The 14026-nt window shown below is 72.4% G+C and carries 14 protein-coding genes; 7 read left to right on the top strand and 7 right to left on the bottom strand.

The features are described 5' to 3' along the window. The first annotated feature begins 8 nt into the window (after positions 1 to 8). Together ACIP64_RS10970 and ACIP64_RS10965 are read left to right on the top strand one after the other, a co-directional pair. Positions 9 to 212: a hypothetical protein gene (locus ACIP64_RS10970; protein WP_401583951.1), complete on the top strand. Its 204-nt coding sequence runs from the start codon at positions 9 to 11 to the stop codon at positions 210 to 212. 131 nt (positions 213 to 343) lie between these two features. Further along, positions 344 to 1750: a hypothetical protein gene (locus tag ACIP64_RS10965; protein ID WP_401583948.1), complete on the top strand. Its 1407-nt coding sequence runs from the start codon at positions 344 to 346 to the stop codon at positions 1748 to 1750. A gap of 79 nt (positions 1751 to 1829) precedes the next feature. Here the strand turns inward: ACIP64_RS10965 and ACIP64_RS10960 are convergent, their stop codons facing one another. Continuing rightward, positions 1830 to 2183, bottom strand: a complete 354-nt coding sequence (locus tag ACIP64_RS10960) for an iron-sulfur cluster assembly accessory protein (RefSeq protein WP_360911457.1) — start codon at positions 2181 to 2183, stop codon at positions 1830 to 1832. 241 nt (positions 2184 to 2424) lie between these two features. On the opposite strand from ACIP64_RS10960, the gene nadA reads away from it, so the two are divergent. Then, on the top strand, positions 2425 to 3612 hold the full coding sequence (gene nadA, locus ACIP64_RS10955) for a quinolinate synthase NadA (RefSeq protein ID WP_401583945.1): 1188 nt from the start codon (positions 2425 to 2427) through the stop codon (positions 3610 to 3612). A gap of 16 nt (positions 3613 to 3628) precedes the next feature. Then, positions 3629 to 4513, top strand: coding sequence for a GNAT family N-acetyltransferase (locus ACIP64_RS10950; RefSeq protein ID WP_401583943.1), 885 nt, complete (start codon positions 3629 to 3631; stop codon positions 4511 to 4513). An 81-nt stretch (positions 4514 to 4594) separates the two neighbouring features. Here the strand turns inward: ACIP64_RS10950 and ACIP64_RS10945 are convergent, their stop codons facing one another. From ACIP64_RS10945 to ACIP64_RS10920, 6 genes are all read right to left on the bottom strand, one after another. Continuing rightward, entirely contained in the window at positions 4595 to 7738 is a 3144-nt protein-coding gene (locus tag ACIP64_RS10945) for an efflux RND transporter permease subunit (RefSeq protein WP_401583940.1), read from the bottom strand. Positions 7739 to 7791: 53 nt separating this feature from the next. Next, the gene (locus ACIP64_RS10940) at positions 7792 to 8001 is read right to left on the bottom strand and encodes a hypothetical protein (RefSeq protein WP_401583938.1); all 210 of its coding nucleotides are present in this window, start codon (positions 7999 to 8001) and stop codon (positions 7792 to 7794) included. A 61-nt stretch (positions 8002 to 8062) separates the two neighbouring features. Then, the gene (locus ACIP64_RS10935) at positions 8063 to 8728 is read right to left on the bottom strand and encodes a response regulator (RefSeq protein ID WP_401583935.1); all 666 of its coding nucleotides are present in this window, start codon (positions 8726 to 8728) and stop codon (positions 8063 to 8065) included. A 32-nt stretch (positions 8729 to 8760) separates the two neighbouring features. Beyond that, positions 8761 to 9957, bottom strand: a complete 1197-nt coding sequence (locus tag ACIP64_RS10930) for a sensor histidine kinase (RefSeq protein ID WP_401584730.1) — start codon at positions 9955 to 9957, stop codon at positions 8761 to 8763. Positions 9958 to 10093: 136 nt separating this feature from the next. Further along, positions 10094 to 10372: a hypothetical protein gene (locus tag ACIP64_RS10925; RefSeq protein ID WP_360911467.1), complete on the bottom strand. Its 279-nt coding sequence runs from the start codon at positions 10370 to 10372 to the stop codon at positions 10094 to 10096. Positions 10373 to 10416: 44 nt separating this feature from the next. Further along, a complete protein-coding gene (locus ACIP64_RS10920) occupies positions 10417 to 11214 on the bottom strand; it encodes a PspA/IM30 family protein (RefSeq protein ID WP_401583932.1) in 798 nt (265 codons plus the stop codon). 196 nt (positions 11215 to 11410) lie between these two features. Between ACIP64_RS10920 and ACIP64_RS10915 the strand changes: the two genes are divergently transcribed. Genes ACIP64_RS10915 through ACIP64_RS10905 form a run of 3 tightly spaced genes read left to right on the top strand, consistent with a single transcriptional unit; the run spans position 11411 to position 13942 of the window. After that, a complete protein-coding gene (locus tag ACIP64_RS10915; RefSeq protein ID WP_401583930.1) occupies positions 11411 to 12004 on the top strand; it encodes a DUF3043 domain-containing protein in 594 nt (197 codons plus the stop codon). Between the two features lie 47 nt (positions 12005 to 12051). Beyond that, positions 12052 to 12801 (top strand): class I SAM-dependent methyltransferase, encoded by a 750-nt coding sequence (locus ACIP64_RS10910; RefSeq protein WP_401584727.1) that lies wholly within the window; start codon positions 12052 to 12054, stop codon positions 12799 to 12801. Between the two features lie 49 nt (positions 12802 to 12850). Beyond that, entirely contained in the window at positions 12851 to 13942 is a 1092-nt protein-coding gene (locus tag ACIP64_RS10905; protein ID WP_401583927.1) for a S1C family serine protease, read from the top strand. Positions 13943 to 14026: the final 84 nt, after the last annotated feature.

Raw genomic sequence — 14026 nt, 5'->3', positions numbered from 1 at the left:
GTCGGCTTATGACCCCTTCCCTGCCCGCCGCTCAGCTCGGCGAATCTGAGACGCTCGCCGAGCTGCTCGGCGACTGCCGCAAGATGGCCCAGCACTGGGAGACCCCCGCCACGCCGGAGGCCCCACGGGTCGCTCCCTCCCGACTGCACGGCATCACCGTGCCCGAGGCGTCCGCACACGTCGTCGAGGGCATGGCCGAGTACGGGGACTGACCGGAACCGCGACGCGCCCCGCCCCGTCCAAGTGACGTCCCGCTCCTGAGCCACAGGGGCGTCATGCTGTACCTGCCCGGTACGCACCGTTACGGGTCGGTACGGATCGGCACGGAGCCGAAGGAGCCGTCGTGGAGAGCGAGAACACGCTGCCGCAGCGCCGGCGGAGGTCGCCCTGGGCCGTCGTCGCGGTCGCCGCGGCCGTCCTGGCCGCCGGGGGCGGCGGCGCCTACTGGGCGACGTCCAGTGCGCAGAGCGGCACCCCGCGGGCGCCCGGTGGCGGCGGCCCCGGCGAAAGCGCCGAGTCCCCGCCCCCGCTGGAGATCGACGGCCCCACCCACGGGGTCGTCGGCGATCCGGTGCTCAAGGCGAAGCTGCCCACCGGCCCGTCCTCCGCGGCCGTACAGCACCCCGGCACCGTCTCCCGCGCCGCCGTGGAGAGGCTGGCCCGCGCCCTCGGTGTGCCCGGGACGGTCGTCGCCGACCACGGCATGTGGAAGGCCGGCGGCACCCCCGACGGCGCAGGGCCCGCGCTGCGGGTGAACCGGCAGGCGCCCGGCGACTGGGCGTACTCCCTCTACACCACCGCGCCGCGGCAGAAGCGCGCACCGGCGCCGGAGGACCACGCGGTGAGCGGGGAGCGGGCGCTGCGCGCGGCCGCCCCGGTGCTCGCGGCACTGGGACTGCGGGACGCCCGCACCGACGCGGGCGAGTCCGCCGGGGCCCTGCGCAAGGTCACCGCGGACCCGCGGGTCGCGGGCCTGCCGACGCTGGGCTGGCGCACGTCGCTGACCGTGGGCCACGAAGGGATCGTCACCGCGTTCGGGAGGATGGCGCCGCTCACCCCGGGCGCCACCTATCCCGTGGTGCCGGCCGCGAAGGCGCTGGAGCTCCTGCGTCATCCGGGCACCGGCGGCGACCACGGGCTCCGCGACTGCCCGACGGTGGTCCCCAAGGAGTCGCGCGCGCCGGGCGAGGACCCCGCGCTGCCGAGGAAGCTGCCGTGCCTGCCGTACGGCCCCCGGGGCCAGGAGGTGCGCAAGGCCGAGTTCGGGCTGTCGGCGCAGTTCGTGTCCGGCCGGCCGGCGCTGGTCCCGTCGTGGCTCTTCACGCTGACGCAGCCGGGCGTGCGGGGCACCCCGGTGGTGGCGCAGCCCGCCGTGGACCCGCGGTTCGTGCGCGGCGGCCCGCGCAGCCGGGTCCCCTCCCCCTCGGAGACGCTCCCCGGCCCACCCGGCGGTCCCGGCCCCGGCCCCGGCACCGCGCCGCGGGTGGGGACGACGAAGGTGGAGTCGTACACCGTGGAGGGCTCGAAGCTGACCCTGCGCTTCTGGGGCGGCGTGTGCAGCAGCTACGCGGCGAGCGCCGACGGCTCGGGCCGGGCGGTGAAGGTGCGGGTCACCTCGGTGGAGACGAACCCCGGCGAGGCCTGCGTCATGATCGCCAAGAAGTTCACCCGTACGGTCCCGCTCGACGCCCCGCTGGGCGACCGCAAGGTCGTGGACCTCTCCGACGGCAGCACCGTGCCGCGGGCGTAGGCCGGCCGGGGGAACGCCGAAGGCGGCGGACACCGTGGGTGTCCGCCGCCTTCGTGCGGGTGCGCGTACGCGCCGGGACTCAGTGGAAGGAGTCGCCGCAGGCGCAGGAGCCGGTCGCGTTCGGGTTGTCGATCGTGAAGCCCTGCTTCTCGATGGTGTCGACAAAGTCGATCGAGGCGCCGCCGAGGTACGGGGCGCTCATGCGGTCGGTGACGACCTTGACGCCGCCGAAGTCCTTCACGACGTCGCCGTCGAGCGAACGCTCGTCGAAGAAGAGCTGGTAGCGAAGACCGGAGCAGCCGCCGGGCTGGACGGCGACACGCAGTGCGAGGTCTTCGCGGCCCTCCTGCTCGAGCAGGCTCTTGACCTTGGAGGCCGCCGCGTCGGACAGCAGGATGCCCTCGCTCTGGCTGGTCTCGTCCTGAACCGTCATCTGATCACTCCCGGGTTGTACGGACTGCTGCCACGACGGTCAACCGGTGGCTCCCCGGATTCATTCCTCCGGGTCCGACCGTCTTTCGCGTCATCCATGCTCGCACACCGAGGCTGCTCCAGGTAATGCGTCACAGTGACGCGATGCCCATCGTCATCCTGACGCGAACGGGTTATGATAGATAGCGTCAAATAGACGAAAAGGTTGAGCCGCAGTTCCGCAGAGAAAGGGCTCCGGGCCCGTGACCACCACCACCGAACCGCTGGACGTCCAGCCGACCCCGCTCGCGCTGCTTCTCCTGGGCCGCGAGTCCGACCCCCGCAGCGAGCGCGGTGTGGACTGTCCCGGCGACCTGCCCGCCGCCTCCGACCCCGACCTGGTGGAACGGGCCCGCGCCGCCAAGGCCAAGCTCGGCGACAAGGTCTTCGTCCTCGGTCACCACTACCAGCGCGACGAGGTCATCCAGTTCGCCGACGTCACCGGCGACTCCTTCAAGCTGGCGCGCGACGCCGCCGCACGGCCCGAGGCCGAGTACATCGTCTTCTGCGGTGTGCACTTCATGGCGGAGTCCGCGGACATCCTGACCTCCGACGCCCAGCAGGTGATCCTCCCCGACCTGGCCGCCGGCTGCTCGATGGCCGACATGGCCACCGCCGAGCAGGTCGCCGAGTGCTGGGACGTGCTCACCGAGGCCGGCGTCGCCGATGTCACCGTGCCCGTCTCGTACATGAACTCCTCCGCGGACATCAAGGCGTTCACCGGCCGGCACGGCGGCACGATCTGCACCTCCAGCAACGCCAAGCGCGCCCTGGAGTGGGCCTTCGAGCAGGGCGAGGGCCGGGAGAACAAGGTGCTCTTCCTCCCCGACCAGCACCTCGGCCGCAACACCGCCGTCCGCGACATGGGCTTCTCCCTGGACGACTGCGTCGTCTACAACCCGCACAAGCCGAACGGCGGCCTCACCACGGAGCAGTTGCGCGACGCCCGGATGATCCTGTGGCGCGGCCACTGCTCGGTGCACGGCCGCTTCTCGCTGGAGTCGGTCGAGGACGTCCGCGCCCGCATCCCCGGCGTCAACGTGCTGGTGCACCCCGAGTGCAAGCACGAGGTCGTGGCCGCGGCCGACCAGGTCGGCTCGACCGAGTACATCATCAAGGCGCTGGACGCGGCCCCGGCCGGCTCGTCCTGGGCGATCGGCACCGAGCTCAACCTCGTGCGCCGGCTGGCCAAGGCGCACCCCGACAAGCAGATCGTCTTCCTCGACAAGACCGTCTGCTTCTGCTCGACGATGAACCGGATCGACCTGCCGCACCTGGTGTGGACGCTGGAGTCGCTCGCCGACGGCAAGGTCGTCAACCGCATCCAAGTCGACAAGGAGACCGAGCACTTCGCCAAGCTCGCGCTGGAGCGGATGCTCGCCCTGCCGTAGCGGGCAGGATGGGCGCATGATCCTGCGCCCCCTCCGTGACTCCGACGAGGACGCCGATGCGGTGGCGGTGGTGGCGGCCGCCGCCTTCGGTGCCTCCGACGCACTGCCCGGCGGCGGCCCGCCCGAGGAGATGCCTCCCGAGCGGGCCGCTCTGCTGCGCCGGCGCAACCGGTACGTCGCGCGCACCGACCCCGGGGGCTGCTGGCTGGCCGTGGACGAGGCCTCCGGCATGCCGCTGGGCGTCTCCATGTCGACGCGCCGCGAAGGGACTTGGGGGCTGTCGCTGTTCGCCGTGCTGCCGTCCGCGCAGCACCAGGGGGTCGGCCGCGAACTGCTCGCCGCCGCCCTGAGTCACGGGCGCGGCTGCCTGCGCGGCATCATCTGCAGCTCCGCCGACCCGCGGGCGGCGGCGACGTACCGCCGGGCGGGCTTCGAGCTGCATCCCGCGATGCGCCTGAAGGGGACCGTCCGCAAGGGCGGCCTGCCCGCGCCGGACGGGGCGGTGCACGAGGGCTCGGTCAAGCACCGGGACATGATGGACTCCGTCGACCGGCGCACCCGCGGCGGCGCGCACGGCCCCGACCACGACCACCTGCTCACCGAGTGCGGGCTGCTGGTCGTCGACGACTTCGCGGGCAGCGGCTACTGCTACGTCGGCTCGGACGGGCATGTGCGGCTGCTGGCCGCCACGTCGCGCCGCCTGGCGACCCGGCTGCTCACGGCCGCGCTGCTGTCCCTGCCGGAAGGCACCCCGGCGAAGGTCGCGCATCTGACGGCCGAGCAGCAGTGGGCGGTGGACGTCGGCCTGACGGCCGGTCTGGAACTCACCACGTCCGGCTGGGTCTGCCTGCGCGGGATGCGGCCGCCGCAGCCGTACATCCCCTCGGGCTTCTTCCTCTGAGAGCCGTACGGACCCCAACGGACGGAGGGGCCAGGGGCGTTCGCCCCTGGCCCCTCCGTCGTCAGGCCCTGCTCACACGTGTCAGACCTTGGTCAGCTCGGGCGTCGGCTCGGCCTCGCCCGCGCCGGGACCGTCCGACTTCGCGGCCCGCTTGAGCGCCTTGCGCTTGGCCCGCCGCTCCTTGCGGAGCTCGACCATCGTGTAGAGGGTCGGCACGAGCAGCAGCGTGAGCAGCGTCGACGACAGCAGACCGCCGATGACGACCACGGCGAGCGGCTGGGCGATGAAACCGCCCTCACCGGTGACCCCGAGGGCCATCGGCAGCAGCGCGAAGATGGTCGCGAGCGCGGTCATCAGGATCGGCCGCAGACGGTGCCGGCCGCCCTCGATGACCGCCTCCACCACGCCGTAGCCCTGCGCCCGGTACTGGTTGATGAGGTCCATCAGCACGATCGCGTTCGTCACCACGATGCCGATGAGCATCAGCATGCCGATCAGCGACGGCACACCCAGCGGGGTGCCGGTGACGAGCAGCAGGCCGATCGCGCCGGTCGAGGCGAACGGGATGGACACCAGCAGCACCAGCGGCTGGATCAGGCTGCGGAAGGTGCCGACCAGCAGCATGAAGACGATGGCGACGGCGGCGAGCATCGCCAGCGCCAGCCCCGAGAACGCGTCGCCCTGGTCCGAGGAGACGCCGCCGATCGCGGCGGTCGCCCCCTTGGGGAGGTCGAGCGCCTTGATCTTCGCCTGCAGGGCGGTGTTGACGGCGCCGGTGTTGTCGGCCGTCGGCGTCGCCGTGATGGTCGCCGCCCGCGCGCCGTCGATCCGGGTCTTCTGCACCGGCCCGGGGGCCTCCACGACGTCGGCGACCTTGTCCAGCTTCACCGGGCCCGCGGGGGTGGGGATGACGAGGGCCTTGAGGCCGGCCAGCGTCGTGGTGTCCTGCTCGGACGTGACCCGCACATCGCGCTCGGTGTCGTCCAGGACCGCCTTGCCGACGGTCGTGCCCTTCACGGCCTGGGTGACGGCGGCACCGATCGTGGTGTCGTTGAGGCCGTACTTCGCGGCCTCCGCCTGCTTGGCGTGGACCTCGATCCGGGGCACGGACTGCGCGAGGTCGCTGCTGACGTCGGTGACGTCGTCCAGTCCGGCCACCGCGGCGCGAACCTGCTCGGCGGCCTTGGCGAGGGTGTCGCCGTCGGCGGCCTTCACCACGACCGACAGGTTCTGGCTGCCGAAGCCGCCGCCCGCGGAGACCGAGGTCGTGCCGACACCGTCGAGCGCCTTCAGGCCGGAGCGGATCTTGTCCAGGGCGGCGGTGGTGTCACCGGCGTCCTTCAGACGGACCTGGAAGCTGGCCTGGTTGGCGCCGGTGCCGCCGCCGAAGGCCGCCAGGAAGCCGGAGGAACCGACGGTGACCTGGTAGTCCTGGATCTCGTCGATGCCGTCGAGCAGCTTCTCGATCTTGCCGGCCGCGGCATCGGAGGTCTTCAGGCCGGTGCCCGGAGCGAGCTGCTGCTTGACCGTCAGCGTGTCCTGGTCGCCCTGGTCGAAGAAGTTGGTCTTCAGCAACGGGACCAGGCCGAAGGTGCACAGCAGCACCGCCACCGCGATCACGATGCTGGTGATGCGGCGACGGGTGGCGAAGCGCAGCACCGGGACGTACAGCCGCTGCAGGAGGCTGCCGGCCTCCTTCGCCTCGGCCGCACGGCGGAGCTCGTCCGGGTCCACCGTGCCGGCGTCGGCCGGGGGCTTGAGGAACCAGTACGAGAACACCGGCACGACCGTCAGCGACACCAGCAGCGAGGAGAGCAGCGCCGCCGCCACGGTCAGCGAGAAGGAGCCGAACAGCGCCCCGACCAGGCCGCCGACCAGGCCGATCGGCAGGAAGACGGCGACCGTGGTGAGCGTGGACGCGGTGACCGCGCCGGAGACCTCGCGCACGGCGGTGATGATCGCCGCGTGCTTCTCCTCACCGTAGGCGAGGTGCCGCTTGATGTTCTCCAGCACCACGATGGAGTCGTCGACGACCCGGCCGATGGCGATCGTCAGCGCGCCCAGCGTGAGCACGTTGAGCGACAGGTCACGGGTCCACAGCACGATCAGCGTCAGCACGACCGACAGCGGGATGGAGAGCGCGGTCACCAGCGTCGAGCGCAGCGACGCCAGGAAGACCAGGATGACGACGACCGCGAAGAGCAGGCCGAGCAGGCCCTCGGTGGTCAGGCCGTGGATCGACTTGGAGACCGCCGGACCCTGGTCGCTGACGACGGTGAGCTTCGCGCCCTTGCCGAGGTCCCGCTCCATGTCCGCCAGCTTGTCCTTGACCGCCGAGGAGACCGCGACGGCGCTGCCGTCCTGGGTCATCGTGACCGCGATGCCGAGGCTCGGCTTGCCGTCGGTGCGCGTGATGGAGTCCGTGACGTCCGGCTTCTCGACGACGGTGGCGACGTCACCGAGGCGCACGGGCTTGCCGTCCGTCGTCGGGACGCGCAGGTCCTTGATCTCGTCCAGCGAGGCGTACTCGCCGCCGACCTGGACGGTGCGGCTCTTGCCGTTCTCGTCGAAGGAGCCCGCGGGCACCGGGTGGCCGCCGGCCTGGAGCGCCTGCACCACGTCGAAGGAGCCGATCTTGGACCTGGCGAGCTTCGCGTCGTCCGGCGTGACCGTGACGATCTGGTCCTGGACGCCGGTGACCGTGACCTGGCCGACGCCGTCGATGTCCTGGAGGACCGGGACCACGGAGCGGTCCAGGCCGTCGGCCAGCGCCTGCTGGTCCAGGCCGGTGGAGGTGGCGGCGAGCACCACGGTCGGGATGTCGTCCGTGGAACCCGCGATGACCTGCGGGTCCGCGGCCTCCGGCAGACGCGAGGAGACCCGGTTCACGGCCTGCTGGACGTTGGCCACCAGCTTGTCGCTGTCGTTGCCGTAGTCGAACTGGGCCATGATCACGGCCGAGCCCTCGCCGGCCGTCGAGGTGATGCCGGTGATCCCGTCGACACCCTTGATGCCGTCCTCGATCGGCTCGACGACCTGCTTCTCGACGACGTCGGGCGAGGCACCCTGGAAGGTCGTGATCACCGAGACGATGGGCAGGTCGATGGAGGGCAGCAGCTGCTGCTTGAGCGAAGGTATCGCGATCGCGCCGAATACGACGGCGACCACGGCCATGAGCGCGATCAGGGCGCGCTGGGCGAGGCTGATTCTGGACAGCCAGGACATCGTGGTGCGGTCTCTTCTCTGGGTCAGAGGATGCGGATTCAAGGACTTTGTCATCAGACCACCCCACCTTCTCCTGTCCGGAAGGGGGGTTTCCTCAGCCCGAGGTCGTGGTGTGCGGCTGCGGCGTACTGCGGCTGCGGTACGGCGCCGGGCGTAGTCGGCGTCCGGCCCGGCGCACCGGGCCCGGACTCGTACGCCGCGACGACCAGCTGCGCACGGTCGCGGTCGCCCGGCTCGGCCATGGTGCGGGTGAGCGGGCTCACGCCGAGGCGCTCGGCAAGTGGGCGCGTCCCCGGCGACGACGGTACGGATCGCGCCGAGCGATCAGCGCCCGGCCGGGCGGACCAGGCCGGACTCGTAGGCCGCGACGACCAGCTGCGCGCGGTCGCGGGCGCCCAGCTTGGCCATCGTGCGGTTCACATGGGTCTTGACGGTGAGCGGACTCACACCGAGACGCTCGGCGATCTCGTCGTTCGGCAGACCCATCGCCACCTCGATCAGCACCTCCCGCTCACGGGCGGTGAGCGCATCCAGCTCGGGCGCGGGACGAGCCGGCGAACCCGCCTGGGCCAAAAACTGGCCGATCAGGCTCTTCGTCGCCGACGGCGACAGCAGCGCGTCCCCGGCGGCGACAGTGCGGATCGCGCCGAGCAGTTCGTCGGGCTCGGCGCCCTTGCCGAGGAAGCCGGCGGCGCCGGCGCGCAGTGCCTGGGCCACGTACTCGTCGGCCTCGAAGGTGGTCAGCACCAGCACCGCGACCCCCACCAGGTCCTCGTCGCCGGTGATCGCCCGCGTCGCGGCCAGGCCGTCCGTCCCGGGCATCCGGATGTCCATGAGGACGACGTCGGCCCGCGTGCTGCGGGCCATCGCGACCGCCTCCGCGCCGTCGGAGGCCTCCCCGACGACCTCCATGTCCGGCTCGGACTCCACGAGGACGCGGAACGCGCCCCGCAGCAGCGCCTGGTCGTCCGCGAGCAGCACCCTGATCATGGGGGCATCCTCCCACTGCCCGCCGTACGCCCTCACCCTCCCGCGGCGGTCACCGCCAGCGGCAGCCGGGCGTGCACGCGGAACCCGCCGTCCGGGCAGGGACCGGCCTCGCAGGTGCCGCCGAGCGCCGCGGCGCGCTCGCGCATGCCGATGAGGCCGTGCCCGCCGCCGGGGCCGGCGGGGGCGGGGACCGCGGGGGGACGGCCGCCCCGGTCGACGACGGTGACCTCCAGGGCGCCCGCGGCGCGGGCGATCCGCACCTCGGCGCGCGCACCCCGGCCGGCGTGCTTGTGGACGTTGGTCAGCGACTCCTGGATCAGCCGGTAGGCGGTGAGGTCGACGGTCGCCGGCAGCGGCCCGGCACCGTCCTCGGCCACGTCGACCGGCAGCCCGGCGCGCCGGAAGCCCTCCACGAGCTGGTCCAGGACACCGAGCCCCGGCGCGGGTTCCATGGGCGCCGCGGGATCGCCGGACTGGCGGAGCAGGCCGACGGTGGCGCGCAGTTCGTCGAGGGCGGAGCGGCTGGCCTCCCGGACGTGGGCGAGCGCCTGCTTGGCCTGGTCGGGCCGGGTGTCCATCACGTGTGCGGCGACGCCCGCCTGGACGTTGACCAGGGCGATGTGGTGGGCGACCACGTCGTGCAGTTCGCGGGCGATGCGCATGCGCTCCTCCGCGACGCGCCGCTTGGCCTCCTCCTCCCGGGTCCGTTCCGCGCGTTCGGCCCGTTCCTCGACGGCGAGGATGTAGGCGCGCCGGCTGCGGGTGGCCTCCCCGGCCGCCGCGGCCATGCCCGACCAGGCGAACAGGGCGAAGTTCTCGGCGGAGTACCAGGGCCTGGCCCCGAAGAGCATGGCGACCGCGGTCAGCACCAGGCACGACGCGAGCCCGATGCGGAACGTGGTGGCGCGGTCGGTGCGGGAGGAGGCGGAGTACAGCGCGACGATGACGGCGCCGGCCACCGGGCCCCGGCTGTCGCCGCTCGCGGTGAGCAGGTAGACCACGGTGACGGCGCCGGTGAACACCAGCACGCCCAGGGGGCTGCGGCGGCGCAGCAGCAGCGCGGCGCAGGCGACGACGCTGAGCACGATGTCGGTGACGGAGGCGTTGTACCGCTCCGCGTGCGGTCCGACGAACATGTTGCCGAGGATGATCGCCAGTACCGCGGCCGCCAGTCCGGCGTCGAGGGCGACGGGGTGGGCCGTCGGCCACAGGCGGGCCCGGTCCCGCATGGAACGATGCTGCACGCTCACCAACGGTACGGGCCCGGAGGTACGGCCGTGCCCCGGTCCGGTACGGAACCGGGGCCGGGGCACGGGCCGGGTGCGCCGATCGGCGGGAGACCGCCTATGGACCGGGTCGACGGGGTCAGCCGGGGATGAGGCCCCCGTCGGACAGCATCGCCCGGACCTCCTCCAAGGTGGCGTCCGGGCCCGGCAGGATCAGCTCGGACGGCTCCAGGGAGTCGTCGGGAAGCGGTGTGCCGAGCCCGCGGACCGCGTCGAGGAGCGCGGTCAGCGTGCGCCGGAACGCGGTCTCGTCGCCGTTCTCCATCTCGGCCAGGAGCTCGTCGTCGAGCTTGTCGAGTTCGGCGAGGTGGCTCTCGTCCACCGTCACCTGGCCCTCCCCCATGATCCTCACGATCACGACGCCCTCCTCAGGGGTGCCTCAACGCTGCTTCCCACCGGTGGTCACTGCTTGTCGAAACGCGGCTGGTCCTGGGGCTGTGCCTGCTGCCGACCCGGCTGGCCGGGCTGTCCGCCCTCGATGGCCTGCTGGGGGGAACCCCCGGCGAGCTCGGCCTTCATGCGCTGCAGTTCCAGCTCGACGTCGCTGCCGCCGGACAGCCGGTCCAGCTCGGCCTGGATGTCGTCCTTGGCGATACCGGTCGGGTCGTCCAGGGCGCCGGAGGCCAGGAGCTCGTCCAGGGCACCCGCGCGGGCGCGCAGCTGCTCGGTCTTGTCCTCGGCCCGCTGGATCGCCATGCCGACGTCGCCCATCTCCTCGGAGATGCCGGAGAAGGCCTCGCCGATCTGGGTCTGGGCCTTGGCGGCGCTGTAGGTGGCCTTGATGGTCTCCTTCTTGGTGCGGAAGGCGTCCACCTTGGCCTGCAGCCGCTGGGCGGCCAGGGTGAGCTTCTCCTCCTCGCCCTGGAGGGTCTGGTGCTGCGTCTCCAGGTCGGTGACCTGCTGCTGGAGCGCGGCCCGGCGCGACAGCGCCTCGCGGGCCAGGTCCTCACGGCCCAGGGCGAGCGCCTTGCGGCCCTGGTCCTCGTACTTCGCGGACTGCTGCTGCAGCTGGTTCAGCTGCAGCTCCAGACGCTTGCGGGACGTCGCGACGTCCGCCACCCCCCGGCGCACCTTCTGCAGCAGCTCCAGCTGCTTCTGGTACGAGTAGTCGAGGGTCTCGCGCGGATCCTCGGCCCGGTCAAGGGCCTTGTTGGCCTTCGCGCGGAAGATCATCCCCATCCGCTTCATGACACCGCTCATGGGCCTCGCGCGCCCCCTTCAGTCGGCTGGCCGGCACACCATCTACAGACCCCACAGTACGGGGCGTGGTTCCATTACCCCACTGTTCTGTTGCGGATGCGCTCATCCTTGAGAACGATCACGGTTCGGTGACCTCAGGCCCAGGGAGTAGGTGGGGGGCTGGGGGTCCGGCCGGGGACCACGTAACCTTGGTGTTGTGTTCCGACGTCGTTCCCAAGATGAGCAGGCCTCAGCCACCGCGGTGGTCGAGGACCAGCAGACCCGTGACCCCCAGGCCCCCAAGGGCCGGCCGACCCCGAAGCGCAGCGAGGCGCAGTCGCAGCGGCGCAAGGTCGTGACCGCCCCCGGCGACCGCAAGGCGGCGGCCCGGCAGGCACGCGACGCCCGGCGCGCCGACATGAACAAGCAGCGCGAGGCGCTGATGAACGGCGACGAGCGCTACCTGCCCGTGCGCGACAAGGGCCCGGTGCGCAAGTACGCCCGCGACTACGTGGACTCCCGCTTCCGCGCCGCCGAGTTCTTCCTGCCGCTTGCCGTGGTCATCCTGGTGCTGAGCGTCGTGCAGAACGAGGCACTGAAGCAGCTCTCGCTGCTGCTGTGGCTCGTGGTGATCGTGCTGATCGTCGTCGACTCGGCCGTCACCGGGCTCCTGCTGCGCCGCCGGCTGGCCCAGCGCTTCCCGGGCCAGAACACCCGGGGCGCCGTCGCCTACGCGCTGATGCGGTCCCTCCAGATGCGCCGCCTGCGCCTGCCCAAGCCGCAGGTCAAGCGCGGCACCAAGCAGTTCTGAGCGCGGACGGCGGGTTCGCCTCCGTCGCCGGCCGCTGGCTGGACGGACTGGGCGGGCTCCGGAACACCGTGCGCCAGGAGCTGGTGGCCCGTCAGCTCGACGAGCAGATCACGTCCCGCTTCCCGGTGGGGCGGCGGCTGCGCGTCCTCGACGTCGGCCCCGGGCAGGGCACCCAGGCCCTGCGGCTGGCCCGCGCCGGCCACCTCGTCACCGGCCTGGAGGCCGATCCCGCGATGGCGGGCACGCTGCGCGAGGCACTGGCCACCGAACCCGAGGGCATACGCGAGCGCGTCACGCTGATCGAGGGCGACGGCCGGGAGACCGGCCGGCACTTCGGGCCCGGCACCTTCGACGTGGTGCTCTGCCACGGGGTGCTCATGTACGTGCCCGAGCCCGACCCGATGCTCGCCGGGCTGGCACGCGTGCTGGCCCCGGGCGGGCTGCTCTCCCTGCTCGTGCGGAACGCCGACGCCCTGGCGATGCGCCCCGGGCTGCAGGGCGACTGGCCGGCCGCGCTGGCGGCGCTCTCGGGCGGCCCCGCCACGTACACCAACCGGCTGGGAGTCACCGCCCGCGCCGACCGGCGCACGGCCCTCACCGCCACCCTCAGCGGCATCGGGGCGCCGCTGCACGCCTGGTACGGGGTGCGGGTCTTCACCGACACCGCTCCGGACGCCGACGGCGACACGCCCGCCGAGGTGCCGGAGGAACTGCTCGCGGCCGAGGAGCTCGCCGGGCGCACCGATCCGTACCGATCGGTGGCGGCACTGCTGCATCTGTGCGGCGTACGGGACTGACCGGGGCGGGCTACACGCCACAGAGTGCGCCAAAAGCGACACTTCCGGCATGACCGTTTCCCTGCCGACCTCCCGACGCACGCTCGGGGCCCTGTGCGCGGCGACCGCGACACTCGTGATGCTCGCCGGATGCACCTCCGGCTCGCCCTCCTCCCCCCAGTCCCCCGCGGCGAAGACCTCGGCGGCGCCGGAGGTCTCCGAGGCGTCCGGCGCCCGCGACCTCCAGGACAACTACCAGGACGTCGTCAAGAACGTGCTGCCCTCGGTCGTGCAGATCACGACCTCGGAGGAGCTCGGCTCCGGCATCGTCTACGACACCAAGGGCCACATCGTCACCAACGCCCACGTCGTCGGGAAGAACACCACCTTCCAGGTGACCCTGGCCAACGGCAACGAGCCGCTGAAGGCCACGCTGGTCGCGAGCTACCCCGAGCAGGACCTCGCGGTGATCGCCCTCGACAAGCCGCCGTCCGACCTGCGCGCGGTCCGCTTCGCGGACTCCTCCAAGGTCGAGGTGGGGCAGATCGCGCTCGCCATGGGCAGCCCGCTGGGGCTCAGCGGCAGCGTGACCCAGGGCATCGTCTCCGCGCTGGGCCGCACCGTCACCGAGACCGCGTCCGGCGGCGCGCCCGGGGCGACCATCGCCAACCTGGTGCAGACCTCCGCGCCCATCAACCCGGGCAACAGCGGCGGGGCGCTGGTCAACCTGTCCGGCGAGATCATCGGCATCCCCACCCTCGGCGCGGTCAACCCGAGCTCGGGCAGCGGGAACAACTCGGCGCCGGGCATCGGCTTCGCCATCCCCGCGTCGACGATCACCCGCATCGCCGACCAGATCATCAAGGACGGCAAGGTCACCTCGTCCGGGCGCGCCGCCCTCGGCGTCACCGGCCGCACCGTGCTCGGGCCGGACTTCAGCCCGGCCGGCGTCGCCGTCATCTCCGTCGTCAAGGGCGGCCCGGCCGACAAGGCGGGCATCCAGCCCGGCGACATCATCATCGGCGTCGGCAACACCCAGATCCAGACCTCCCAGGCGCTCTCGGAGGCCCTGGCACCGTCCGCTCCGGGCAAGAAGGTGGACGTCACCTTCGTGCGCGACGGCAACGAGAAGACGGTGAACGTGACGCTGGGCGAGCTCTGACGGAGCCGGCGGAACCCGGCTCAACCCGGCAGAACGCGGCGTGGAGGGCGCGATGGCGCGCCCTCCACGCCGCGGTCGTCACCG

It is taken from the genome of Streptomyces sp. NPDC088733 (genome assembly GCF_044751185.1).
Classification (GTDB): domain Bacteria; phylum Actinomycetota; class Actinomycetes; order Streptomycetales; family Streptomycetaceae; genus Actinacidiphila.
This window is presented reverse-complemented; position numbering and strand designations above follow the sequence as displayed.

Excerpts from the sequence above, each read along its gene's own strand:
- ACIP64_RS10970 (WP_401583951.1), top strand. The coding sequence starts at position 9 with ATGACCCCTTCCCTGCCCGCCGCTCAGCTCGGCGAATCTGAGACGCTC.
- ACIP64_RS10960 (WP_360911457.1), bottom strand. The coding sequence starts at position 2,183 with ATGACGGTTCAGGACGAGACCAGCCAGAGCGAGGGCATCCTGCTGTCC.
- ACIP64_RS10950 (WP_401583943.1), top strand. The coding sequence starts at position 3,629 with ATGATCCTGCGCCCCCTCCGTGACTCCGACGAGGACGCCGATGCGGTG.
- ACIP64_RS10945 (WP_401583940.1), bottom strand. The coding sequence starts at position 7,738 with ATGTCCTGGCTGTCCAGAATCAGCCTCGCCCAGCGCGCCCTGATCGCG.
- ACIP64_RS10935 (WP_401583935.1), bottom strand. The coding sequence starts at position 8,728 with ATGATCAGGGTGCTGCTCGCGGACGACCAGGCGCTGCTGCGGGGCGCG.
- ACIP64_RS10930 (WP_401584730.1), bottom strand. The coding sequence starts at position 9,957 with ATGCGGGACCGGGCCCGCCTGTGGCCGACGGCCCACCCCGTCGCCCTC.
- ACIP64_RS10920 (WP_401583932.1), bottom strand. The coding sequence starts at position 11,214 with ATGAGCGGTGTCATGAAGCGGATGGGGATGATCTTCCGCGCGAAGGCC.
- ACIP64_RS10905 (WP_401583927.1), top strand. The coding sequence starts at position 12,851 with ATGACCGTTTCCCTGCCGACCTCCCGACGCACGCTCGGGGCCCTGTGC.